Here is a 23,349-nt window from a genome sequence, read left to right on the forward strand (position 1 = left end):
TATAAAGGAACACTCATGGCGTTATTCGACACAATGCTCGCTGCTTTCAAAAGCGGCGAGCAAAACCGCGTGCCGCTTTCACAAGGGATTTGGCCAAGCTGGCTTTCCGCTTATGAGAGCTCAGCAAGCCCGCGCAATTATGAATATTCAAGCGCGGTGCAAGATGGATTTCTCACCAATCCTATCGCCCAAAGAGCCGTTAGAATTGTAGCAGAAGGCGTGGGCCAAGCTCCGCTGAACAGCAGTGAGCCGCGGCTTGCCAATCTGGTCGCCGCCACAAGTGCGGGGCAATCCCTTGTCGAAACCCTCGCCGCGCATATCCTGCTTCACGGAAACGGATATGTGCACATTATCAAGGATGCCAGCGGGCAACCAGTTGAGCTTTTCGCGCTCCGACCTGACCGGGTCAAAGTGGTTGCGGATGCCTCAGGCTGGCCATGCGCTTACGAATACACTGCCTCTGGCAATACGATGACAATCGCCGCCGAGGACGAGGATGGCTGGCCCGGTGTCGTACAAATCAAAGCCATGCATCCGCTTGAGGATCATTACGGTGCAGGAGCGCTCGCGGCAGCTCACCGTGCCATTGCGATCCATAATCTGGCGTCGCAATGGAACCGGACACTGCTTGAAAACGCCGCCCGCCCCTCCGGTGCGCTCGTGTATGACACAGGCGATGGAGCCGGATTATCGACCGACCAGTTTGATCGCTTGCGCGTTGAATTGGAAAACGCGTTCTCAGGAGCAAGCAATGCAGGTCGTCCCATGCTGCTTGATGGCGGCCTTAAATGGCAGAGTATGGCGCTTTCGCCCGCCGACATGGATTTCGCTACGCTGAAAAGCACGGCAGCACGGGAAATTGCCTTGGCTTTCGGGGTTCCTCCAATGTTGCTTGGCCTTCCGGGTGACAACACATATTCGAACTACCGTGAGGCCAACCGGGCTCTTTGGCGCCTCACATTGCTTCCGCTCGCAGACAAAGTCTTTTCCGCATTGAGCGAAAGTCTTGAGCCCTGGTTCCCTGACGCTGCGATCACTGTTGATCTTGACCGTATCACGGCTCTGTCAGAGGATCGCGAACGACTTTGGAAACAGGTTTCCGATGCCGAATTCTTAAGCCGCGCGGAAAAACGCGAATTGTTGGGTTTCCCGGCTGAAGAAGCCTCTGGTGCAAGCCAATGAACGCTCATCCTTCGATCCGGTTTGCAGGCTATGCCGGGCTGTTCGATATCGCAGATGCAGATGGCGACACAATTCGCAAAGGCGCTTTTGCGGAAACTCTGCGATCTCGCACAGAACCCCTGCCGCTTTTGTGGCAGCACCGGCCTGACCAGCGCATTGGTACAATTGAAATCGCTGCCGAAGACAATCGCGGCTTGCGTGTTGTCGCTCAAATTGACCGCCCCGGCAGCCGAGCAGCTCATCTGCTTCAAACAGCCTCAGTAAACGGGCTCAGTTTTGGATATCGAGCGCGAAATGCGCGCACATCCGAAGCGGGCAGGGAGTTGCTTGGAATTGACCTGTTCGAGGTCAGCCTCGTCACTCACCCACTGCAGTTCGGAGCGCGCGTCCACTTCGTGCTCTGACGCATATACCTACATCAAATTTTGTATTCCGACCGGCCGCCATTGGGCGGCCTTTTTCATGCCCAAAGAAAGGCCAAATGCCCTATGGATACCTCCACTAACACTCCAAATTCCGCGGTCACTTCGACCACCGAAGCACTTGATCCGCTGGATCAGAGCTTCGACATCGTAGCTCGCCAAGATCAGGCCGAAGCCGACATCCAAACGCTGCAAAGCGACGTTGAAGAAGTCAAAGCACGGATGGATAAAGTCGCCCGAGCAGCATCGCGTCCTGCGATCGGCACATCGGTGGCTGGCAGCGAAGAAGTCAAAGGCTTCGTCAATGGCTATCTGCGCCGCGGTCAAGAGGCGGAGATCAAATCAATGAATGGTGCGACACCAAGTGATGGCGGCTATGCCGTTCCCAAAGCAATCGACGCGATGATCGCTCGGGAGCTAAAGGAGATCAGCCCGATCCGATCGCTCGCCCAGGTCGTGCAAACTGGCACTTCGGGTTATCGCAAGCTGGTCGCAACTGGCGGTACTGCATCCGGCTGGGTCAGTGAAATTGCAACGCGCCCAGAAACAGCAGCGCCCAACTTTGCCGAAATCGCCCCGCCAAGCGGCGATCTGTATGCCAATCCCGCTGCAAGCCAAGGCATGCTCGATGATGCGGCTTTCAACCTTGAAGACTGGCTCGCAAGCGAAATTGCCATGGAATTTGCCCGCGCCGAAGGCGCCGCATTTGTCTCTGGCACTGGCTCAGACCAACCTGAAGGCTTTCTGACGGCCACCACGAGCATGGCAGTGGACGGCACTCGGGCATTTGGATCGGTACAGTATATCGGATCGGGCGATAGTGATGGTTTCGACAGCGCGCCTGATGCAAAGCTGATCGATCTCATTCACTCGCTTAAAGCCGGCCACCGCCAGGGCGCCAGCTTTGTGATGAACTCAGCAACTTTGGCCACTGTGCGCAAACTCAAAACCAGCGATGGCGCTTTCCTGTGGCAGCCTGGAATGGTCGAAGGCCAACCAGATCGCTTGCTTGGCTATCCTGTGGTTGAAGCGGAAGATATGCCGGACATCGCAGCGGACGAATTCCCCATCGCGTTCGGCAACTTCCGTCATGGCTATCTGATCGCAGAACATAGCGCGACCAATGTCCTGCGCGATCCGTTCAGCAACAAGCCGTTCGTCCACTTCTACGCAACCAAGCGCGTCGGCGGCAAAGTGCTCGACAGCAATGCCATCAAACTTCTGAAAATCGAAGCTTAATCGGCAGTCTTTTGAGTAGCCTTTCGCATTAGCGGGAGATTGCTCAAGCCCTCCCGGCCGGGTTGAGTTCCCCCTTGCTCCCCGGTCGGCACCTCGCACCCGCGCCCCCTCAGGCGGCCCACTCGCCCTGTGTGGCGGCGCGGGTGCAACCTTTTTCAATTCTCGCAAATCCGGGAGAACGCAATGCGTCCGACGATCGTGCAAACCTCTGATGTTACCGGCCCTGCACTCGCTGATCTGAAAGCCTGGCTTGGTGTTAGCCGCCCAAATGAGGACGCGCTGCTTATCGATTTGCTGGCAGCAAGCCTTGCAACCTGCGAAGAGACGATTGCTCAGGCGCCTCTGAGGAAAACGGTTGAGGAACGAATTCCTGCAAAGATGGGATGGCATTGCCTCGCTAGTGCCCCCGCCATCTCTTTGGCGAAAGTCGAGACCATATCAAGCGATGGCACACGCAAGGTGCTCGCTGATCAATCGAGCAATTTTGATTATGACGCGTATGGCAATGCTCGGTTCCAGATAACCGAAGCCGGCAATACCGGATCCTTCGCGATTCAGTTTGACGTCGGGATCGCGAACATTTGGGAAGATCTTCCACCTGCATTGAAGCAGGGAATTATCCGTCTCGCCGCGTTTTACTTCCGCGAACGCGATCAAGCCAATGCAAAGGTCATGCCTCTACCGCACAGTGTGGCCATGCTCTGGCAGCCATGGCGCAAAGTCCGACTTACATGATCGAAGTAGAAACGAATTCCAAAGCGTTGGTTGAGCGACTGTCACGCTTGGGAAAACGCTTAGCAACAGATCACAACAAGCGATCGGTAGCCGGGATTAGCTCCAAGGGGCACCCCTGGCGCTCACCCCAATATCTTTGGCCCACTTTTGAACGGGACTGATAGCCAATGGAAAATGAACTGCGCGCGCATCTGATTGATTGGCTGCGCACTGATCCCGCACTCTCTGTCATCAATGCGATTGAGGAGGAAAGCCCCCTTCGTTCTGCCGTGCCCTGGTTGGGCATTGCAGCGAGCGCTTCGGCTGACTGGGGCACAAAGGACCGCCGCGGCCGAGAAGTGCGTATCGCGCTAGAGCTTGAAACCCGCACCGATGATGCGGGTGCGGATGGAAGTTTAGTAAACGCGATTGAAGCGCGTGTCCTCGATCTCCCGCCGGTTCAACCAACTTTCGAAATCGCCTCGATCCGCTTTTTGCGTGCCCGAAGCGAAGCGCGCGATGTCAATTTGCGCGGAGCACTTCTCGAATTCCGCATCCGTATATTTCAAAGCTAACCCTGGAGAAAGCCATGTCTGCCCAAAACGGCTCAGCCTTCCTGCTTAAGATCAGTGATGGTGCCGCTACCCCTGCTTACGAAACAGTAGCAGGCCTTCGCACAACCCAATTGACCATCAATGGCGATAGTGTTGTCGTCACACACAAGGAATCAGGTGGCTGGCGCGACCTTCTTTCAGGTGCGGGAACCCGATCGGTTTCGGTCAGCGCCGCCGGTATTTTTCTCGGCAGCGGCGCCGAAGATGCCGTCCGCGCTCATGCGCTTGCCGGCACCCTTGATGACTATGAGCTATCATTCGAAGACGGCGCGAAACTGCGAGGCCGCTTTCTGGTTCAGCGCCTCGACTATTCGGGCGATTTCAATGGCGAACGCAATTACACGTTCCAATTGGAAAGCTCCGGTCCGGTCATCCCAGCGTGAGCCAATCGGCCAATCCCTTAAGAGGGGAAACTTCGATCAAGATTGGGACGAGCGACTACGTCCTTCGTCCCAGTTTTGAGAACCTCATTCTGGCGGAGGAGGAGCTGGGTTCGCTGTTCGCCCTCGTCGAACGCGCTTCTAGCGGGTCAATGACGATCGCGGAAATGGCGGGCCTGATTTGGCACTGCATTCCTGACAGCGGCAGGCCATCACGCGAAGACTTGGGTGCCGCTCTGCTCGCAATGGGCTTGGTCAATGCGACCAAACCCGTCCGCGCGGTTCTTGGTCAAGTGCTGCAAGGCAAAACGTGAGCGATCAATTCAGCGAATGCGCGCCGCGTTGGTGCAGCTTGGCATCGCGCCTGCTCGGATGGCGGCCAAATGAATTTTGGCAAGCGACACCCAGCGAACTGGCCATGTCTCTAAGCGATCCTGAGCAAACCGCAGTCGCCCCGCCAAGCCACGACCTCATTGAAAAAATTATGGAGCGCGACGCAAATGGATGACAATTTTGAAGAACTCGTAATTGATGTTCGCGCAACAACGGATGGCTTCTCGGCTGACCTTGAGACTATGCGGCAAACGGTGGACTCTTCGCTGCTAGACGGTTTTGGCCGCGCTGGTGACACGTTGGAGCGCGGTTTACGGTCCGCTTTGCGCAGCGGCAGCCTGGGGTTTGATGATCTCAAACGCGTCGCATTCAGCGCACTTGATGAAATCGCGTCCCATGCGCTTAGCTCCGGCTTGAATTCGCTTTTTGGCGGTTCTGATGGCGGTTTTGGGGGATTTCTACAGTCAACCTTGAGCGGGCTGCTTGGCCTGCCAGGCCGCGCAACAGGCGGTCCAGTTTCGCCAGGACGTGGATATGTCGTTGGCGAAAGGGGCCCGGAATTATTTGTTCCCACAAGTGCAGGCCGGATTGAAACAGGCAGCAATGCAATTGGTGGCAATCGCGATGTACGGGTCGCTATCCAGCTGGCAACCCCTCGCGGAACCGCCGCGCCCACAGCCATGCAGCGCTCGTCCAGACAAGTCGCAAGCGCCGTTCGCCGTGCTCTTCAAGATAGCTGAAGCGGAGAAATTTAATGGCTTTCTGGCTTGCGAAAAAACGCCATTCACAAGAATCGAGCTACATTCAGCGCTTTGACCCGCGTTTTTGGACCGTCAATTTCCCGCGTCCCGCAATGGCTTCCGTTGTTTCGACCGGGCCGGATTCTTTGCAGGTCGATCTTGAACTCCACCACGAAGGTGAATTGGTGGGTCTGATTTGGGAAAGTGTGGATACGCTTGACCATCCCCTTTTGGCTTACACAACCAGCAAAGACTACTCGCACACCACGCTGAGTTTTCGCTGGCAGTCCACCAATACTGTACCACTCGATCAACCATTCGGTCCGACATTGACCATTGAAGGGCGCGACGCACTAGGTCAGTCGCAGACTTGGTATGTGAGGCTTTGGAACTACGCATCTGGTGACCCAGAAAACGCCATCATTACGCTTCCGTTTTCACAACTTGAAAGCGGGTATGGGCTTCCCGGCATACCGATAAACGCTGCTGATATTGATCGGATGTTCATTTCGATTGTCGCCCCTGGTTATGTCGCTGGAAGCGATTTGCCATTGAGCCAGCGCGCAAATGGACGCGTCACCATCTCTCAAATCAATGCCGACGGCAAAAATGCCATGATCGAAATCGGTGACGTGCGCACACCCGTGCACGGCGAACGCATGGCAACGGCGTTTGACGACGCTTACAACCAAACTCCGGCGCGTTTGGTGCGAAACACCATCGGACTGGGATATCGGGAAGACATCGTTCACTATGTTGGGATGAGCCATTTTATGCGGCTCGAGCGTCAAGGGGATGGATCTTTACTGGCTGATCAAGCAGGCACGCTTTGTGAGCCGGCTCGTGTTTGGCACGCGCACTTGTTTGAAGAGGCGCGAGTGTTCGATCTGGAAGTGATCGCTTCGATTTCTTACGAGCTGTTCAACGCGTATTGCCCAGATAGCTGGAAACAGCGGACCGCAAACGGAGATCCCGCTCTTACTGGATGGGTTCCACCATCAAGCTTGTTATCGCCTGCGAATAGTGATGCGATGAGTTGGGTTGCAAACAGTGCGGCAGAATTTGTCGACTTGCTGGAAAACGCCGGTCAGCCAGTTCGCTTTCAAATAGGCGAGCCCTGGTGGTGGGTTACAACAGCAGGCGAGATCTGCTTGTACGATGATGCCGCAAAATTGGCTTTTGGCGAAAACGCACCAGCGATCAATGACATGCGGGCCGCGCTATCACAGCAACAGATGGACTTGCTTGACAGTGCTGGGGCCATGCTCGCGCAGTCGACAGCGGATCTAACCGCTTCAATCCGCAGCGCAGCCACCAATTCTGCGGAGATATTGCTGCTGGCATTCACGCCCACAATTCTCGATCCTGAAATGCCCGAATTGCACCGCGCCAACCTTCCGTTAGGTTGGGCAAAGCCCGCTTTTGATAGGCTGCAACTGGAAGACTATGATTGGCTTACGGCGGGCGCGGCAGCTTCCAGAAGAGATGCCTACGCTTTTGTCGATGACCGTCTCGGTTATCCCCTTGCCGATCAAGATTACCTGTCGGGATTTGTCCTCAATGCCGAAGATGCAGAGCCATATTGGGCTCACATCGATATTGGCCTCGATGAGGCAGCCGCGCGCGGCGTGTCGCGCAGATATGTGTGGGCCATGCCGCAGATATGCCGCGATGGATACACCCGCCTAGCTTCTAGTGAGGAAGAGAATATGCAAGCCATTGATGACGTGCTTTACCCTTTTGCCCTTGGTAGAGGCACGGCAGTTGCCCCCGAATTTTCAACGTCTGTTTCTGTAACAGCGTCAGGTCACGAACGACGCAATTCCTTGTGGTCGGATGCGCGGATCCACTTTGACGTGGGACCAGGCATTCGGTCCGAAGCAGAGCTTGCAGAGCTGATCGCGTTCTTCCGCGCTCGCCGCGGCGCTGCCAAAGGGTTTTTGATCAGCGACCCCTACGATCACAGCTCTAATGGTATGACGGGTTCTCCTACGATGCTGGATCAAAAAATCGGCACTGGCGACGGGCATAAAACAGATTTCCAATTGGTCAAAGCGTATGGATCAGGCGAGGATCCTCAGCTGCGCCCCATAACCCGTCCAAGGCATAGCACTGTCAGCGTGAGCATAGATGGTGAACAGGTGACAGGGTGGACGATTAGCCCGACAGGTGCACTCAGGTTCAACGCCGCTCCCGCATCAGGAGCCGACATACGCGCTGGCTTTCTTTTTGATGTGCCGGTTCGGTTTGCAGAGGACCGGATAGACATCTCCGGGGTCAATTTCACTGCGGGCGAAGCGCCGAGCGTTCCCTTGATCGAGCTGCGGGAGGTTGCATGACCCGTGTGTTTTTTGATCGGGAGCTGGATACGGTCGCTATGATCTGGCGCCTCTACAGGCCAGACGGGGTTGCACTCGCATTTACAAGCCATGATCGGGACATTGTGTTTGATGGAATACGCCATCACGCTGCACCCGGGATGGTGCCTGCAGCCATTCGGCTGACATCCGACTTGACCGATGACAATGCTGAAGTGGAAGGCATGTTGACGCACGATGCCATTCGCGAAAAGGATTTGTCTGCAGGGCTGTTTGACAATGCGTCGATTGAGGTTGGCGCGGTTGATTGGGAAACTCTTGAGAACCGAATTCTCTATTCCGGGAAAATCGGATCGATCAAAGATGATACTCGCGGCTTCACAGCCGAACTGCGCTCAGCAAAGTCTGTGCTTTCTCGCGACCTTGTACCTCGCACTAGCCCAACCTGCAGAGCTGAGTTCTGTGGCCCAAGATGCGGCCTTTCATCACAGCGTTTTACGACTATCAGAACGCTTTCAGCCATCGACTTTGATGCCAACAATATCGAATTCGATAGCTTGAACACAAGTGATTATGCCGATGGTCAAGTTCGGTTTTTAGATGGACCGCAAACAGGCATTGTCTTCGGGATCGTTGCAACCGACGGAGCGAGCCTGCTGCTCGACAGACCCTTAAAAGAAGGCACGCAGATCGGAACCAAAGCCGAGATCAGAGAAGGCTGCGATCACACCCACTCAGCCTGTGCATCACGATTTGACAATATCGTCAATTTTCGCGGTGAGCCTCATCTCCCGGGCAATGACCTATTAGCGCGGCACGGCTAGAATTTGACAAAATCAACCACCGATGGGGAGCACCTCGTAGCTGCCGCGAGGGAGCTTATCGGAACACCCTTTCGGCTTCAAGGCAGAGACCCGAAAACGGGCTTGGATTGTGTAGGATTGGTGCATGCGAGCCTCCAAGCAATAGGAATACACCCCTCACCCATTCACGGCTACCGTTTCCGAAACACGGCGGTAGAAAGTTGGTTAGAGCAAGCGTCACAATGCGGCCTTGTCCCGGCTTGTGACGAAATTCGGCCCGGGGACGTCCTATTGATCAGCCCTGGTCCCGCGCAGCAGCACCTCATTATCTGCAACACGCAGAACACTTACATTCACGCGCATGCCGGATTGCGACGAGTCGTCGTTCAATCTCTGGATGTTTCTTCACTCAACTTGATCATGTCGTGGCGACTTGCTCAGAATTGAAAGGTTTGACCTTGGCAACTCTAGTTCTTTCAGCTGTCGGATCTGCCGTTGCGGGCCCCTTTGGATCTGCGATCGGTGGCCTTATCGGCCGGCAAGTCGATCAAGCGGTATTTGGAGGCGGATCAATTGAAGGGCCGCGCCTCACCGAGCTTTCGGTGACTACGTCTAGCTATGGCCAGGCAATCCCGCGACGCTTTGGTCGAATGCGCGTTGCTGGCACGATTATCTGGGCAACCGACCTCGCCGAAAGTTCAGAGACCCAAGGCGGCAAGGGACAGCCATCCAGAACCAACTACAGCTACACAGTCTCATTCGCCGTTGCCATTTCCAGCACTCCGATCTCCGATGTCGGACGAATATGGGCCGACGGCGATTTGCTTCGCGGTGCGGAAGGTGATCTTAAAGTCGGAGGATCAGTTCGTCTTTATCTGGGCAGCGGCGACGACAACGCCGACCCTTTGATAGAGGCGGAGCTTGGCGCTGATGCTCCTGCATTCAGAGATTGCGCTTATATTGTCTTTGAAGACTTGCAGCTCGAAGAATTTGGCAATCGCATTCCAGCACTGACTTTCGAAGTGTTTGGGCTGGATGATGCGCAAGTCTCACTTTCAGATATCGTGCCATCAAATCAGGATTCGCAAAACCATGCAATCCTTGAGCATGCGCTCGGTTTCGCCGACGAAGGCGGCCCCGTATCAAGCGCGCTAACGGCAATTGATCGCGTCTATCCACTTGTTGCTATCAGCAGTTTAGACGGAGTGACCGTGCAATCTCTGGGTGCGGTTGCTGAATCAGTGCCATTTTTGCCCGAGCAAATGGCTTTAGACGCCGCCGACGCTGACGAAAGGCACCGACAACGCGGGGAACTTGCCGCTCGAGAACCAATCTCACTTCGTTATTATGATGAAGAACTCGACTACCAACCAGGCGTTCAGAGGGCATTGGGCCGGCGAGGCGGTGGGAGTGAAGTCATGATTGATTTGCCAGCCACGATCACTGCTGAGGGCGCAAAGCAATTGGTCAATTCAAAGGCGCACCGGTCAAGATGGCTTCAGGAACAGATCACATGGCGCACATTTGAATTGGATCCAGCAATCGGCCCAGGTGCGTTTGTTAAGCTCCCCGACTATTCGGGGGTCTGGCAAGTGGCCGCTTGGGAATGGTACGAGCGCGGCATCGAATATACCCTTCAGCGCGTAGCGCCTGAACTCGCTAATGCCGTCGGATCCGCTTCCGGAACCGCAAAAATTGCGGCCGACATCGCGCTGACCCCGACCATATTGCGCGCGGTCGAAGTGCCCCAATCCGCAACCGGTAATTCATCGCAGCGGGTCATTTATGCAGCTGCGACGTCATCAGGTTCTGCGTGGCCTGGCGCTTCATTGTATGTTGAGCAGAACGGATCGCTGATCCCAATCGGGACTTCAGGGAGTAGACGAGCGATTTCCGGCTCGCTGGTCACTGCGCTTTCTAGCTCACAATCGTTAATGATCGAGCCCTCCAGTTCGTTGGAAGTCCAACTGCCCGCGAGCGATTTGAACTTCGAAGAAACCAGTATCGCAGGATTGGCATCTGGAGCCAACCAGCTGTTAGTTGGCGCAGAAATAATGCAGTTTATGCATGCCGAATCAATAGGCGGCAACCGCTGGAGATTGTCAGGGCTGCTGCGCGGGCGGGCGGGTACCGAGGACTATGCGTTAGCTGGTCACGCGATAGGGACAGATATAACTCTCTTGGACAACCGCATCACATCGCTGGACCCCGCACTCGTGCCAGCCGATCAGTCCACTCGTATAGCCGCGATTGGCCCGGCCGATACAGACGCAGCAATCACCGAATTTCAAAACCCTGGACTGTCGCTTAGACCGCCGACGCCCGTCCACCCGCGCGCTTCAACCAAAAGCGATGGCACAATAACCTACTGCTGGGCTCGGCGGGCTCGGGGAGCGTGGCGCTGGGAAAATAGCGTTGAAACGCCGCTCGTCGAAGAACAGGAATCATACCTGATCGGCTTCGGGCCAGTTGCTACGCCGCACGCAACTTGGAACTCACAAACTAATAGATTTTCCATTTCCGGCCCGGTGAACGATCAGCTCATCGCCGATTTCGGGCCTAGCGATTTGTGGGTCAAACAAATCGGCACTTACGCCCAGTCACCAGCGCTGTTGCTAGACACTCTCGCCTAAATCCCAGGAGACCATAATGTCTGAACCATTCTCATTCGCTTCTGAAAGCAGAAATTTCTCGTTTCCGCTTCTCTTCTCTGGCCAAGCGCAAAAAGAGCCCTTCGTGAACGAGACGTTCACGATGATTGATGCCCTGCTGCCAAGAACGATCAATGCGTCTAGATCCGTGCCGCCATCAAGCTCAAGTGATGGCGATAGTTTTCTTGTATTGAACCCTGCGGCAGGTGATTGGGCCGGACAAGACGATACGCTTGCGTTGCGGATCGCGGGTGCATGGCGATTTATTGATCCGATCGAAGGTATGTCAGTTTTTGATCGTGAGACTGGACAATACGCCTTTTATCGTTCGTCTTGGGAATTCGCATCCGAACCGAGCCCACCCACTGGCGGGAGTGTAGTAGACGTAGAAGCACGAGCCACTGTGAACCATCTTATCGAAGTTTTAAGAGAGGCCGGTGTTTTTGCTGATACGACGTCTTAGCCGTGTATCGAAGATACTTGGCCAGCGGTTTCAAAGCCACTAAACAACCTAAGACCCACCGGTTTTCCGTCGTTTTTTCTCAGCGAGCAAGGGTTAGCGGCAAAGATGCAACAGTTTGGACAGAATGTCCGCTTGCCACTGCGGTAGGGAGAAGTTAGAGGACCATCGAGCCTCCATCTAAATAAAAGGGGAATTATAAAAATGCGCAATTTCGTCATAGGTATGGCGATGGCCTCCACCGCGCTCACCGCGCCAGCCATGGCCCGTGATGGGCAATGGTATATCCAAGGTGACGGCGGAGCCATGATCGTCGAAGACGTTGATTTCGATATCGCGGGAACATCAGGCGGAGCTGCATTCGAAGCCCCCGGTGATGCAATCGCTGATTTCGATCCAGGTTATGATTTTGGTGCTGCTGTCGGTCATGACTTCGGCTCCTTCCGCTTGGAAGCCGAAGCCAGCTATCGTGCTGCAAACTTGGACGAACTGTCAGCTGGTTCTGCCGGGCTGCAAATTCTTGCGCCAGGCACGACCACTACAACGTTCCCAACCGGGGCCTTTTCTGGCACCACACTTCCCGCTGCTGGCGAATTCAACGCGTTGAGCTTTATGCTCAATGGCTTGTTTGATTTCGGTCCAGATGACGGCGTTCAGGCTTTTGCAGGCGCCGGTATCGGTGTCGCGCGCGTTGACGTGAACGGAACTGCTTTCTTGGGCGGGCCCGGAGCGTTTGACGATTCGGACACAGGCCTTGCTTGGCAGATCCTCGCAGGCATCCGTGCACCGCTGAATGACAGCTGGGATGCTGGCTTGAAGTATCGCTACTTTAACGCTGACGATGTGAATATCATCGATACGCGTGGGTTTGATCTCTCGTCCGGGATCAGCTCGCACTCATTGATGGGTTCGATCATTTATAACTTTGGCGGCGAAGCACCTCCACCACCGCCTCCACCGCCACCGCCTCCACCACCGCCGCCTCCACCGCCTCCACCACCGCCGCCGCCGCCACCGCCGGCTCCGGTTTGCAACACAGGTCCTTACATTGTGTTCTTCGACTGGGATGAGTCGGTGTTGACAGCGGATGCTACAACAGTGCTCGACGCAGCTGTGACAGCCTACGCAAACTGCGGTAATGCAAGTGTTATGCTTGCTGGCCACGCTGACCGTTCGGGCAGTGTAAGCTACAATGTGGGCTTGGCAGAGCGTCGTAACGCTTCTGTTCGCACTTATCTTACTGGTAAAGGCGTCCCAGGAACTCGCATTAGCGCCAACGCGTTTGGCGAAAGCCAACCTAAAGTTCCGACAGCAGACGGTGTGCGCGAGCCGCAAAACCGCCGAGTTGAAGTTTCCTACGGTCCGGGCTCGGGCATGTAAGAACACGAAGCTTTGCTGAAACAAAGAAGGGGGCCAAGTTTATAGCTTGGCTCCCTTTTTTGTGTTTGGTTTAATGGGCGAAATCACAAAGAAAGGCGTTGCCTTCATCATATGTAACGCCCAACAAATTCTTCCGCTGATATCAGATGGGCTCACCTGCAGACCGGGCTCGCTCCGAAATCGTCTCCATTGCCTATGGCACAAGCCAAAGAGCCAAGATGGGTAGCTAGGCCCAGCGGCGCGACAACCAGGCTTGATAGACCCCTCGTGACGGATCGTCACCGTTTCTGGCGGATACGTATGAAGATCGTAAGGTCTCGAATTGCTTGGATTAGACCTTGAAGAAGCCGTTGAACGGTCGTGGATCTTCAGGCGAGGAGGCTCCATCTATTACACCTCGTACTCGCTCCCGCAGCTTCAAAACAAAAGCAGCTCGGACAATTCCAGGAAGCCCAACCGATAGGAAGGCCGCTTGCCAACCGACAATTCCGAGGGGCCGCTCGCTCGCCGGATACGCAGCGTTCAAATTTTCGAGAATCAAGGCCCCGATCAGGAGCGTAAGACCGCCGCCCAGGTAAAGTCCAGACGAATTGATCGCTCACGCCGTTGCGCGTGAACGAGCGGGAAGCCAATCAGATATCAAGGTATATGCAGATGGACCTGCAGTCGCCTCTCCCACGCCAACGCCTAGTCTAGCGACAGTCAAAGCGGTGGCATTCTTTGCCAATCCGGACAAAGCAGTCATTGCTGACCATAGAGTTAGGCTTATTGTCAACAAACGAGCCCGTTTCCAAATATCGCCCAGTTTGCCGAGGGGGACCCCAATAGAGAATGAAATACGGCGAAAGCGGTGCCGAAGAGGAAACCAAAATAGGAATCGTCAACGCCGAGATCCGCCTTGATGTCATTCGCCAGTATCAAAAGAAACTGCCGATCTACGAAATTAAGCACATTAACCCGCACGAGTACGCTTAAGGCGTACAAAGTGTAAGCTGCCACAGGCTGATCTACTTGAGCAGGCTCCGGCGTTGCTTCGCCAGACCAAATTGCTTCACACGCATTCTCCTATTCATGCAATCGCGAACCGGCCCAGCGTCAGGCTGAATAAAGTGTGCTATCCTTGACTTGCGCTTCAGCAAAACCCTTTCTGCGCAATCGGCACGAATCGCACAGGCCGCAGGCCAAACCTTCGCGGGTTGGATCGTAGCAAGACCAGCTCCAGGCGGGGTCTAAACCAAGCCGCTCCGTCTCTTTTGCAATATCAGACTTAGTGTGATGCTGAAGCGGCGCATGGATTGAAAAAGGTTGCCCTTCGACGCCAGCTTTGGTGCCCAATCGCGCAGTTTCCGCAAAACTTGAAATAAACTCCGGTCTGCAGTCGGGATAGCCTGAGTAATCGAGTGCGTTGACGCCGATGAAAATATCCCTCGCCCCGGCCGCTTCCGCACAAGCTGTTGTCAAGGCAAGAAAGACCAGGTTTCTCGCCGGCACATAAGTGACCGGAATATCCTCTCCCACTCCAATTTTTGGCACATCAATCGCATCAGTCAGCGCAGAACCTCCAAAGGCTCTTAAATCTAGGCTGAGTTCGGTGTGATTTGCCAATTTGAGCTCTTTGACGATGCGCTTGGCCGCACCTAGCTCTCGCCTGTGGCGCTGGCCATAATCAAGCGTTAGTGCATGCACCTGGAAGCCCTGTTCTTGGGCGAGCGCGGCCGTTACCATTGAGTCCAGCCCGCCTGAAAGCAGGACAACGGCTATGGGCGGAGAGAGTGGCGTTTTTTGTTCGGTCATTGCGCACCCGGATTAGCCGGGTATGGGCAACTTACAATGCCCAAATTTATGGCGCGCAATTGCCCGTCCGGCGTGCTTCGGCAGCGAACTGGAAGGGAGCGCCGCCAGCAATCCCCTGACTTTCTACCTGCACCAGATCGCGACTTTCACGGCGCAGGTCCGTGCGTCCATAGCCATCGCCGCGGCAGGTATATTGCACTGTTGCTCGCGATGCGCTGTCATTCACCACAAACTGGCTGCAATCTGAACGGGTATGGCGCAGTTGGATCAATTCCTGACCCGTTTTGACGCAAATCTTGCGATCTGCCGAGCCATCTCGAAATTTGATCGTCCATTCGCCCTTGGCCAGGCTCCCGAGCATTTCCAGCTCCCCGCCAGCGCTTTGTGCGACAGCCGCAGCTGTACCTGAGCCCAATACGAGCCCGGCACCAATCGCCGCGGTCACAAGAAATTTTGGCTGTTTAAAGAACATTCGGTTTCTTTTGCTCAAAAGCCCCAAAGATGATTGCATATCTTAGCGTGTATCGACGAAGCGTTCTTAATTAACGATGAATTGAGCTTCACCCAGTTCAAACACCTTTGAACAAAACGCGCAATCCACTGCGATGATCCCTTCATCGTTTCGCATTTCTGCTCGCTCAGCTTCGGGAAAACGGGCGATGACTGAGGCGTAATAGTCCGCGCTGCAGCGGCATCCGCGCGTCAGGCTCGCGCCCGGCTGGATGCGCACCTCGTTCTCTTCGTGGAACAATCGCCACACGATCCCTTCCATGGATAGGCTTTGATCGACCAGTTCATCGTGGCTGATTGATGCCGCCATGGTCGATGCATGCTCCCAATCGGGATGGTCCATGCGAACATGCAGCCGCTCGCGCCCCTCTTCGCCGTCGGCCAGATGCTGGATCAGCAGCCCTGCCGCCAGCCGCCCTTCCCCACTCGATTGGCTGGCGACGCGCACCAAAGTCGGCAATTGTTCTGATTGGCTGAAATAGGTCTCTACGGCCTGCGCCAATGTGTCCCCTTCGAGCGGGACAATCCCCTGATACCGCTGATCTGCGCCAGTTTCGAATGTGATCGCCAGGTATCCCTCCCCAAACAGAGCAGAAAGCGGCGGGTTTGCGCCCAGGTTTTCGAGCGCTTTTGCGTCGAAATCGGCATAGCCGCGCATTTCCCCGCCGCGAAAATCGCACACCAGCAGCGATACGGCGCCCGATTGCGTTTGCGCTTGCATGGTCAATTGCGCTTCTTCCCCCTCGCCTTTTAGCAGGCCGCCCATCAGCGCGCCCAGCACCAGCGCCTCGCCCAAGAGATGCGTTATGGGCGCAGGGTAATCGTGCGCTGACAGCACATCATTGACCAGGCCATCCAAACGCACAGCGCGGCCGCGTACATTGCGCGATGGGATCGTGAAGCCGAGCAATTTATCGGCGAAGGTTTCTGTCAGGGTTTCAGATGGATTTGCCATCGCGGCAATATGGTGACGAGGACGGCGAAGGAGAAGGGGCTTTCACCGCTTCTCCCGCACCCCGCCTCGCCAAAACCTCTGCCTACAACAGGCCAAACGCCCAAAGCAGCACCGATTTCTGCGCGTGAATGCGGTTCTCAGCCTCGTCAAAAACGAGCGATTGAGCGCTTTCAAAAACCTCCTCGCTCACTTCCTCGCCCACATGGGCGGGCAGGCAATGCAAAAACACCGCATCCGGTTTTGCCAGCGCCATCAGCGCGCTGTTCACCTGAAAGGGGGCCATCGCCGCGCGTTTTTCGTCGGCATCGGCCTGACCCATGGAAATCCAGGTGTCTGTGACCAGAACATCGGCCCCGCGCGCAGCAGCAGCAGCATCCTGCGTGATCGTAACCAAGGATCCGCCCGCGCGCGCTTTTTCTACAAATTCAGCATCCGGTTCAAACCCGGCTGGCACGGCCACTCGCACGTTGAATTTGAACAATCCCGCCGCTTCCAGCACCGAATGCAGCACATTGTTGCCATCGCCAAACCACGCCAGCTCCAGTCCCGGCAGCGCCTTGCCATGCTCTGCAAGCGTCAAAAGATCAGCGACGATCTGGCACGGATGCGATCGGTCTGTCAGGCCATTGATGACAGGGACGAAAGAATGCTCGGCCATCTGCTCAATCTTGGCATGATCATCGGTCCGCAGCATGATGCCATCGACCATGCGGCTCAGTACGCGGGCTGTGTCCGCGATGCTTTCCCCCGGCCCAGCTGGCTTGATCCGGCTTCCAAAATCAGCACGCTGCCGCCCAATTGGCGCATGGCGATATCAAAGCTGACGCGGGTGCGAGTGGAATTTTTCTCAAACACCAGTGCCAGAACGCGGCCCGCCAAAGGCGCGTCTTTATCAGCGGCACCCTTGGGCATGCCCTTACGAGCCGCTTTGCGATCAATTGCATCGGACAGCATGGCCGCTAGCGCATCCGCGCCTGCATCTTCCAGATCAAGGAAGCTTTGCACATTGGGCGCCAGATCCATCGGTTCGCTGGCCATTATGCAGGCTCTGGCACAGTAAAGCTGGCTGCCCCTGCGGATAGCTTGTCGAAAAACTCGTCAATTTCCGCGTCGTCAATTACCAAAGGCGGGATCACCCGCAGGGTCTGATCGCCGGCGGCCACAGTCAGCAATTGATGATTGTCGCGAAGATGGACAAAGAACGGGCGGCTTTCGACTTTCATCTTGATGCCCAGCATCAGGCCTTTGCCCCGCACCAACTCAAACAGATCGGGATAATTGCCGATAAACTGTTCCAACCGTGTGCGTATCCGTTCGCCCTTGTCGCGGACAGAGGCGAGAAATTCTTCGTTTCCAACCGCATCCAGCACTGCGCTGCCGGCCGCCATGCCGAGCGGATTGCCGCCATAGGTTGATCCATGCGTGCCAAAAGTCATGCCGCGCGCTGCTTTTTCCGTGGCCAGCAATGCGCCGAGCGGAAAGCCACCGCCCAACCCTTTGGCAGTAGCGAGAATGTCGGGTTCAATCCCGTAATGTTCATGGGCATACAGCTTGCCTGTGCGGGCCATGCCGCATTGCACTTCGTCAAGGACGAGCATCAGATCATGCTCATCACACAAAGCGCGCAAGCCTTTCATAAAGCCATCGGATGCGGGCCTGATGCCGCCTTCGCCCTGGATCGGTTCAACCAGAAAGCCTGCGGTGTTTGGCCCGATCAGCGCCTTTGCGCTTTCCAGATCATCAAATTCTGCATATTTGAAACCGTCAAGCAGCGGGGAAAATCCGTGATGCATTTTCGTCTGATTTGACGCGCTGATGGTCGCCATGGTCCGCCCGTGAAAGGCATTGGCAAATGTGATCAGTTCAAACCGGTTGGCATCGCCTGCATCGCCCGCATTCTGGTGATAGGCCCGCGCGCATTTGATCGCCGCCTCGACCGCTTCCGCGCCCGAATTGGTGAAAAACACAGTGTCTGCAAAAGTGTGATCGACCAATTGCTGCGCCAACTTTTCGCCCTGCGGGCTGCCATACAGGTTGGACACATGCATCAGGGTGCTCGCCTGTTCCTGGATCGCAGAGATCAGCCCTTGGTGCGAATGGCCAAGCAGATTGACCGCAATGCCGCTGGCAAAATCGAGATAACGCGTGCCGTCCTCGTCAATCAGGTGGCAGTGATCCCCGCTTACAGGCCGAACGCCGCAACGCGGGTAAACTGGCATGAGAGGCTTAATCGACATGAGTGATCCAATTCAATTGAGTAAATTTGAGTTCGCCTGATCCGCAAAAGCAAATGGCGACCCTTTTTGAAAGAGCCGCCATCGCTAATTTTGTATGGCCGCTCTCAATTCGGGTGAAACGGCCTGTCTGGTGAGTGTTCGTTTTAGCTTTGAACAGGCACCAGATTGACCGCAGAGTGTTTGCCCCGTCGGTCGACTTCAAGGTCAAATTCAAACCGTTCGCCTTCGTTGATGGCGGTAAGGCCAGAGCGTTCGACCGCGCTGATGTGAACGAACGCATCCGGCTGGCCATCATCACGCACGAGAAAGCCGAAACCCTTCATCGAATTGAAGAATTTAACCGTGCCAGTTGCTTTTTCGCCGGTCAGCTCACGCTTGGGCGGGCCAGCGTCAGCAGCAGGGGCCGCGATCACGTCGCCAATGATTTGAAGATCTTGTGCAGACACTTTGCCGCCGCGATCAACCAGGTTGAATTCCAGTTCCTGACCTTCGGCCAGACCTTCAAGGCCAGCCCGTTCAACCGCGCTGATGTGCACGAACACATCTTCGCCGCCGGTTTCCTGTGCGATAAAGCCGAAACCTTTTTGGCCGTTGAAGAATTTCACTGTGCCTTTGCCGGTGCCGACAACCTGAGCGGGCATGCGGTTGAAACCGCCGCCGCCGCCGCCGCCAGGGCCGCCGCGACCACCACCGCCGCCGCCGAAGCGATCACCGCCTCCGCCGCCGCCGCTGTAACGATCACCACCGCCGCCGCGAGTGCCACCGCCCCCGCCGCCATAGCGATCACCGCCGCGATCATTTCCAAAGTCGCTGGGCGGTGAGTATCCGTCCATACCGCCACCAAACGGATCAAAACCGTCTTCGCCGAAACCGTCGCGCTTATCCTTGCCGCGCCGACGTCCCCTATCGTAACCCATAACGCACTTCGTACCTTTAACCCTGTCCGCTTTCAAATGCGCCGGGGTCGGGGACAGTGCCGCGCCGGTCGCCGGTAATACGCTCAACGAAACCGAGCATAGCCGATGCTGGAAGGCATAGCGCACAAAGCACAGCTTTGCGAACGATTTAGCCTGCAAACCAAAGATGGCGCGAATATGTGACAATTTCGAACCCAATAGAGGGGTTTTAGGGGGTTTTTAGGGGGCTTTATCGCATCAAATGGTCTTTGCGACCTGTCCATTGCCTCCCTTGATGGCTGCGCGCATGGTGCAATGAAAGCGGGCGATTCGCTGAAAGCGGCGCGGCCCTCAACCATGAAAGTGCATATGCGATGAGCGATTTTAGACAATTGGCCGAGACTATGTTTGCAAGCCCGCAGCTGACGATTGCCGATGTTGCCGCGGCGAGCGAGGCGGGCATCGCGCATATCGTCAACAACCGCCCCGATGGCGAGGAACCTGATGCACCGCAAGGCGATGCGATTGCGCAGGCGGCCAGTGATGCCGGCATCGCTTACACCGCCATACCCATCGGCCATTCGGGTTTCAGCGAGGCGCAGATCGCTGCAATGTGCGACACACTTGCCGCAGCAGATGGCCCGGTGCTGGCCTATTGCCGGTCGGGCACGCGTTCGACGTTTTTGTGGGCGCTGGCGCAGGCGAAATCAGGCGGTTCGCCCGATGAAATTACTCGCGCGGCCATGCAGGCTGGCTATGATATCAGCCCCATTCGCCCCATGCTCGATATGCTCAGCGGCCAATAGGCCCGCCTCATTTGCGATAATCGAGCGGCGGATTGCGATCCCCCAAAAGCGATTTGTAGGTGTAATCGGCCCCGCGCGCGGCATCAAATTCCGCCCGAGCCGCCTTGCGCAAAGCGGGATTGGTGTACAGTTCCACCGCCATCAGCGTCATCGCCTTAGCCGCGACCTGCGCGCCTTTGTGCCCGATCGAATGGCCGCTCGCTGCCACTGCCTGCCAGCTATGTGCGCTGGTGCCGGGCACCCAAGCGGCGGTGCGAACGCCCACCGTTGGCGTGGCATAAGACACATCCCCCACGTCAGTTGAGCCATAGCCCAGGCTTTTGCCATAAGCACCAATCGTCTGCGCGCTGGACAAGGGTTTTGCCGCATCCCCCAGCGATTTCTGGATATCAAGCGCCCATGCGCGTTCGTCTGCGGTGTATTCCACCCCGCCCACCATGCGCAATTTTGCATCCATCACTTTGGCCAAAGCTTCATTGACAAGCAGCGGGTTGTTGCCGTGGATGACTTCCCATTCGACCTTGGTGCCGGTGCCTGTTGCCGCGCCGCGCGCCGCGTTTTCGAGCCGCGCCCACAATTGTTCGACCCCATCGGGATCGGGATGGCGGACATAGTAGAACACCTCGGCAAAATCGGGCACCACATTGGGCGCATTGCCGCCGCTGGTGATGACATAGTGCATGCGCGCATCCTGCGGCATATGTTCATGCAGCATATTCGCCATCATGTTCATCGCTTCCACCCCATCAAGCGCGGAGCGCCCGCGTTCCGGTGCGCCGGCTGCATGGGCGGAAATGCCTGAAAAACGAAACTTGGCCGAACGATTGGCAAGGCTGGTTTGAGCCGCTGCGCTGTTTTCATCATCGGCGTGCCAGTGGATCGCGATATCGACATCATCGAACATCCCGGCCCGCGTCATATAGACCTTGCCCGATCCGCCTTCTTCAGCGGGCGTGCCGTACAAGCGTACCCGGCCCGGCGTGCCGGTGGCCTCCAGCCATTTCTTGACCGCAATCGCCGCCGTCAGCGACCCTGCCCCAAACAGATTGTGCCCGCAGGCATGGCCTGCATGTTTGCCGTCAATCGGATCGCGGCTGGCCGATGCGGATTGGTTGATGCCGGGCAGCGCGTCCATTTCGGCAAGGATCGCGATCACCGGGCCGCCTTCGCCCCATTCCGCGACAAAGGCTGTGGGAATATCCGCAATCCCCGCTTCAACCGAGAACCCTTCGGCGGAAAGCTCTGATTGCAGCAATTGGGTGGAGCGGTTTTCAAGATAGCCAAGCTCGGCAAAATCCCACAGGCTTTGCGCAACACGCGCAGTGCGGCTGGCCTCTGCTGACACCAGCATAACAGGATCAGGCGCAAGGCTGGCTGAATGATTGTCAGCGGTCAGCGGGGCGGCTGTCGCCGTCATGGATACCAAAGCAGCAGCGGCGCACAGGCGGGCAAATGATTTCATCGGTCTCTCCTTAAGCCGCAACTTGCCGCAATTGATCCGCCATGCCAATTGGCTTTGTGATGAACATCCCGGCGCCTTTGTTGATATTCGCCGGATCGCTTGCTGCGATCCTTGCGATTTATGGGCTGGCGCGCTGGCTGGGGCTTGGGGCAAAGCCTGCGCTTGATAATGATGAGGTCGTCCGACGCGCCGCTGGCGAGGTTGAGGACGGATTTGACCCTGTTCGCATATCTGTATCGCGCAAAGGCGATGCCGCCCTGGTCCGCGATGATGCCGGGCGCATTATGGTGATCAAACGCCATGGCGGGCAATTTGCAGGCCGCGTGCTGACAGGCGCAGCGCAGGCGCGCGAACAGGTCGATGCGCTGATTGTCGATCCGGGCCGGGATGAAGCACGCTTTGGCCCCGTTCGCCTTCAGCTTGATGATGCGGCCATTTGGGCCGATGCCATCAATCGGTTATAACGCCAGCGTTCATGCCTGATTTTTCGCCCACTCAGATCGCCGTGCCGCTGTTCGTGATCGCCATTCTGGCCGAGATGATCTGGGCACGCCTGCGCGCGCCTGATGCCTATGAACCTATGGATACTCTGGTCAGCCTTGCTTTTGGTTTGGGATCAACGGTCGCGGGCGCGCTGTTTGGCGGATTGGCAGCGGCGCTGTTTATCGCGGCTTATGAATACCGCCTGTTTGATTTTGGCAGCGAGTGGTGGGCTTGGCCGGTTGCCTTTGTGCTGGATGATCTCAAATATTACTGGGTCCACCGCGCAGGCCACCGCATCCGCTGGATGTGGGCCGCGCATGTGAACCACCATTCCAGCCAGCATTACAATCTGTCGACCGCGCTGCGCCAGACATGGACGGGCGCGTTCACATTTGGATTGCTGTTTGCGCTGCCGCTGGTTCTGCTTGGGTTTCACCCCGCCATGCTGGCCTTTGTTGGCGGGTTTAACCTTGTCTATCAGTTCTGGATCCACACCGAGGCCATCGGAAAAATGCCGCGCTGGTTCGAAGCTGTGATGAACACACCCAGCCACCACCGCGTTCATCATGCGACCAATCCGCGCTATCTCGACCGCAACTATGCCGGAGTCTTCATCATCTGGGACAAAATGTTTGGCACCTTTGAGCCCGAACGCGATGACGAACAAATCCGCTATGGCATCGTCAAACAATTGGGCAGTTTCAACCTGATCTGGTCCGTGTTCCACGAATGGATCGGCATGCTGACCGATATTATGCGCGCGCCGTGGCGGCACAAATTGTCCTATTTGCTGCGCGAGCCGGGATGGAGCCATGATAACAGCCGCGAGACATCGACCAGCATTCGCGCGCGCTGGATGAACCGCCAATTGGAGGCGCGAAATCCTGCAAGCCAGCACGGCGAGAGATCAGTGGCCGATCAAAACCCGATTGCGGACAGCGCGAAACCTGCTTAACCTTCTGCTCCAAAG

26 protein-coding genes and 1 pseudogene are annotated in these 23,349 nt (G+C 56.3%); 19 read left to right on the forward strand and 8 right to left on the reverse strand.

Features of this window, described 5'->3' with window-relative positions:
- The first annotated feature begins 15 nt into the window (after window positions 1-15).
- From AC0V6L_RS04395 to AC0V6L_RS04465, 15 genes are all read left to right on the forward strand, one after another.
- Window positions 16-1,182: a phage portal protein gene (locus AC0V6L_RS04395; RefSeq protein WP_486153168.1), complete on the forward strand. Its 1,167-nt coding sequence runs from the start codon at window positions 16-18 to the stop codon at window positions 1,180-1,182.
- Complete coding sequence (locus tag AC0V6L_RS04400) at window positions 1,179-1,586, forward strand: HK97 family phage prohead protease (RefSeq protein ID WP_486153169.1); 408 nt, start codon at window positions 1,179-1,181, stop codon at window positions 1,584-1,586. The genes AC0V6L_RS04395 and AC0V6L_RS04400 overlap by 4 nt, the downstream gene beginning before the upstream one ends.
- An 84-nt stretch (window positions 1,587-1,670) precedes the next feature.
- Entirely contained in the window at window positions 1,671-2,843 is a 1,173-nt protein-coding gene (locus AC0V6L_RS04405) for a phage major capsid protein (protein WP_486153170.1), read from the forward strand.
- A 183-nt stretch (window positions 2,844-3,026) separates the two neighbouring features.
- A complete protein-coding gene (locus tag AC0V6L_RS04410; RefSeq protein ID WP_486153171.1) occupies window positions 3,027-3,578 on the forward strand; it encodes a head-tail connector protein in 552 nt (183 codons plus the stop codon).
- Window positions 3,579-3,745: 167 nt separating this feature from the next.
- Window positions 3,746-4,132 (forward strand): DUF3168 domain-containing protein, encoded by a 387-nt coding sequence (locus tag AC0V6L_RS04415; protein WP_486153172.1) that lies wholly within the window; start codon window positions 3,746-3,748, stop codon window positions 4,130-4,132.
- Window positions 4,133-4,146: 14 nt separating this feature from the next.
- Window positions 4,147-4,554: a phage major tail protein, TP901-1 family gene (locus tag AC0V6L_RS04420; protein ID WP_486148558.1), complete on the forward strand. Its 408-nt coding sequence runs from the start codon at window positions 4,147-4,149 to the stop codon at window positions 4,552-4,554.
- Window positions 4,551-4,865: a gene transfer agent family protein gene (locus AC0V6L_RS04425; protein WP_486153173.1), complete on the forward strand. Its 315-nt coding sequence runs from the start codon at window positions 4,551-4,553 to the stop codon at window positions 4,863-4,865. The genes AC0V6L_RS04420 and AC0V6L_RS04425 overlap by 4 nt, the downstream gene beginning before the upstream one ends.
- Entirely contained in the window at window positions 4,862-5,059 is a 198-nt protein-coding gene (locus AC0V6L_RS04430; protein ID WP_486153174.1) for a phage tail assembly chaperone, read from the forward strand. The genes AC0V6L_RS04425 and AC0V6L_RS04430 overlap by 4 nt, the downstream gene beginning before the upstream one ends.
- Window positions 5,052-5,624 (forward strand): tail tape measure protein, encoded by a 573-nt coding sequence (locus tag AC0V6L_RS04435; protein WP_486153175.1) that lies wholly within the window; start codon window positions 5,052-5,054, stop codon window positions 5,622-5,624. Before AC0V6L_RS04430 ends, AC0V6L_RS04435 begins: the two co-directional genes overlap by 8 nt.
- Window positions 5,625-5,638: 14 nt before the next feature.
- Window positions 5,639-7,963, forward strand: coding sequence for a DUF2460 domain-containing protein (locus AC0V6L_RS04440; RefSeq protein WP_486153176.1), 2,325 nt, complete (start codon window positions 5,639-5,641; stop codon window positions 7,961-7,963).
- The gene (locus AC0V6L_RS04445) at window positions 7,960-8,766 is read left to right on the forward strand and encodes a DUF2163 domain-containing protein (RefSeq protein WP_486153177.1); all 807 of its coding nucleotides are present in this window, start codon (window positions 7,960-7,962) and stop codon (window positions 8,764-8,766) included. Before AC0V6L_RS04440 ends, AC0V6L_RS04445 begins: the two co-directional genes overlap by 4 nt.
- A 3-nt stretch (window positions 8,767-8,769) precedes the next feature.
- Window positions 8,770-9,192, forward strand: a complete 423-nt coding sequence (locus AC0V6L_RS04450) for a C40 family peptidase (RefSeq protein WP_486153178.1) — start codon at window positions 8,770-8,772, stop codon at window positions 9,190-9,192.
- 11 nt (window positions 9,193-9,203) lie between these two features.
- A complete protein-coding gene (locus tag AC0V6L_RS04455; protein WP_486153179.1) occupies window positions 9,204-11,378 on the forward strand; it encodes a phage tail protein in 2,175 nt (724 codons plus the stop codon).
- Window positions 11,379-11,394: 16 nt separating this feature from the next.
- Entirely contained in the window at window positions 11,395-11,859 is a 465-nt protein-coding gene (locus tag AC0V6L_RS04460; RefSeq protein ID WP_486153180.1) for a DUF2793 domain-containing protein, read from the forward strand.
- A gap of 201 nt (window positions 11,860-12,060) precedes the next feature.
- Window positions 12,061-13,236 (forward strand): OmpA family protein, encoded by a 1,176-nt coding sequence (locus AC0V6L_RS04465; protein WP_486153181.1) that lies wholly within the window; start codon window positions 12,061-12,063, stop codon window positions 13,234-13,236.
- Window positions 13,237-13,834: 598 nt separating this feature from the next.
- On the opposite strand, the gene AC0V6L_RS04470 is transcribed toward AC0V6L_RS04465, so the two are convergent.
- Window positions 13,835-14,014: a hypothetical protein gene (locus tag AC0V6L_RS04470; RefSeq protein ID WP_486153182.1), complete on the reverse strand. Its 180-nt coding sequence runs from the start codon at window positions 14,012-14,014 to the stop codon at window positions 13,835-13,837.
- A gap of 53 nt (window positions 14,015-14,067) precedes the next feature.
- Between AC0V6L_RS04470 and AC0V6L_RS04475 the strand changes: the two genes are divergently transcribed.
- Entirely contained in the window at window positions 14,068-14,211 is a 144-nt protein-coding gene (locus tag AC0V6L_RS04475) for a hypothetical protein (protein WP_486153183.1), read from the forward strand.
- Window positions 14,212-14,331: 120 nt separating this feature from the next.
- Here AC0V6L_RS04475 and queC read toward each other — a convergent pair whose 3' ends face one another.
- The 6 genes and pseudogenes from queC to AC0V6L_RS04505 form a co-directional block, all read right to left on the reverse strand.
- Window positions 14,332-15,030: a 7-cyano-7-deazaguanine synthase QueC gene (gene queC, locus AC0V6L_RS04480; RefSeq protein WP_486153184.1), complete on the reverse strand. Its 699-nt coding sequence runs from the start codon at window positions 15,028-15,030 to the stop codon at window positions 14,332-14,334.
- A gap of 46 nt (window positions 15,031-15,076) precedes the next feature.
- Window positions 15,077-15,502 (reverse strand): DUF3617 domain-containing protein, encoded by a 426-nt coding sequence (locus tag AC0V6L_RS04485; protein WP_486153185.1) that lies wholly within the window; start codon window positions 15,500-15,502, stop codon window positions 15,077-15,079.
- Window positions 15,503-15,568: 66 nt separating this feature from the next.
- Window positions 15,569-16,495, reverse strand: a complete 927-nt coding sequence (hslO, locus tag AC0V6L_RS04490; protein ID WP_486153186.1) for an Hsp33 family molecular chaperone HslO — start codon at window positions 16,493-16,495, stop codon at window positions 15,569-15,571.
- 82 nt (window positions 16,496-16,577) lie between these two features.
- Window positions 16,578-17,518: pseudogene (argF, locus tag AC0V6L_RS04495) on the reverse strand (ornithine carbamoyltransferase).
- A 14-nt stretch (window positions 17,519-17,532) separates the two neighbouring features.
- Window positions 17,533-18,732, reverse strand: coding sequence for an acetylornithine transaminase (locus AC0V6L_RS04500; RefSeq protein WP_486153187.1), 1,200 nt, complete (start codon window positions 18,730-18,732; stop codon window positions 17,533-17,535).
- Between the two features lie 143 nt (window positions 18,733-18,875).
- Window positions 18,876-19,649 carry a cold-shock protein gene (locus AC0V6L_RS04505; RefSeq protein ID WP_486153188.1) on the reverse strand — a complete coding sequence of 258 codons (774 nt, stop codon included), beginning with the start codon at window positions 19,647-19,649 and terminating at the stop codon, window positions 18,876-18,878.
- Window positions 19,650-20,002: 353 nt separating this feature from the next.
- Here AC0V6L_RS04505 and AC0V6L_RS04510 point away from each other — a divergent pair, with 353 nt between their 5' ends.
- The gene (locus AC0V6L_RS04510; protein ID WP_486153189.1) at window positions 20,003-20,434 is read left to right on the forward strand and encodes a protein tyrosine phosphatase family protein; all 432 of its coding nucleotides are present in this window, start codon (window positions 20,003-20,005) and stop codon (window positions 20,432-20,434) included.
- A 7-nt stretch (window positions 20,435-20,441) separates the two neighbouring features.
- Here AC0V6L_RS04510 and AC0V6L_RS04515 read toward each other — a convergent pair whose 3' ends face one another.
- A complete protein-coding gene (locus AC0V6L_RS04515) occupies window positions 20,442-21,896 on the reverse strand; it encodes an amidohydrolase (RefSeq protein ID WP_486153190.1) in 1,455 nt (484 codons plus the stop codon).
- Between the two features lie 41 nt (window positions 21,897-21,937).
- Between AC0V6L_RS04515 and AC0V6L_RS04520 the strand changes: the two genes are divergently transcribed.
- A complete protein-coding gene (locus AC0V6L_RS04520; RefSeq protein WP_486153191.1) occupies window positions 21,938-22,360 on the forward strand; it encodes a hypothetical protein in 423 nt (140 codons plus the stop codon).
- Window positions 22,361-22,371: 11 nt separating this feature from the next.
- The gene (locus AC0V6L_RS04525) at window positions 22,372-23,334 is read left to right on the forward strand and encodes a sterol desaturase family protein (RefSeq protein WP_486153192.1); all 963 of its coding nucleotides are present in this window, start codon (window positions 22,372-22,374) and stop codon (window positions 23,332-23,334) included.
- The last annotated feature ends 15 nt before the right edge of the window (window positions 23,335-23,349 follow it).

The sequence above is a fragment of the Erythrobacter sp. JB1-15 genome (assembly GCF_057365035.1).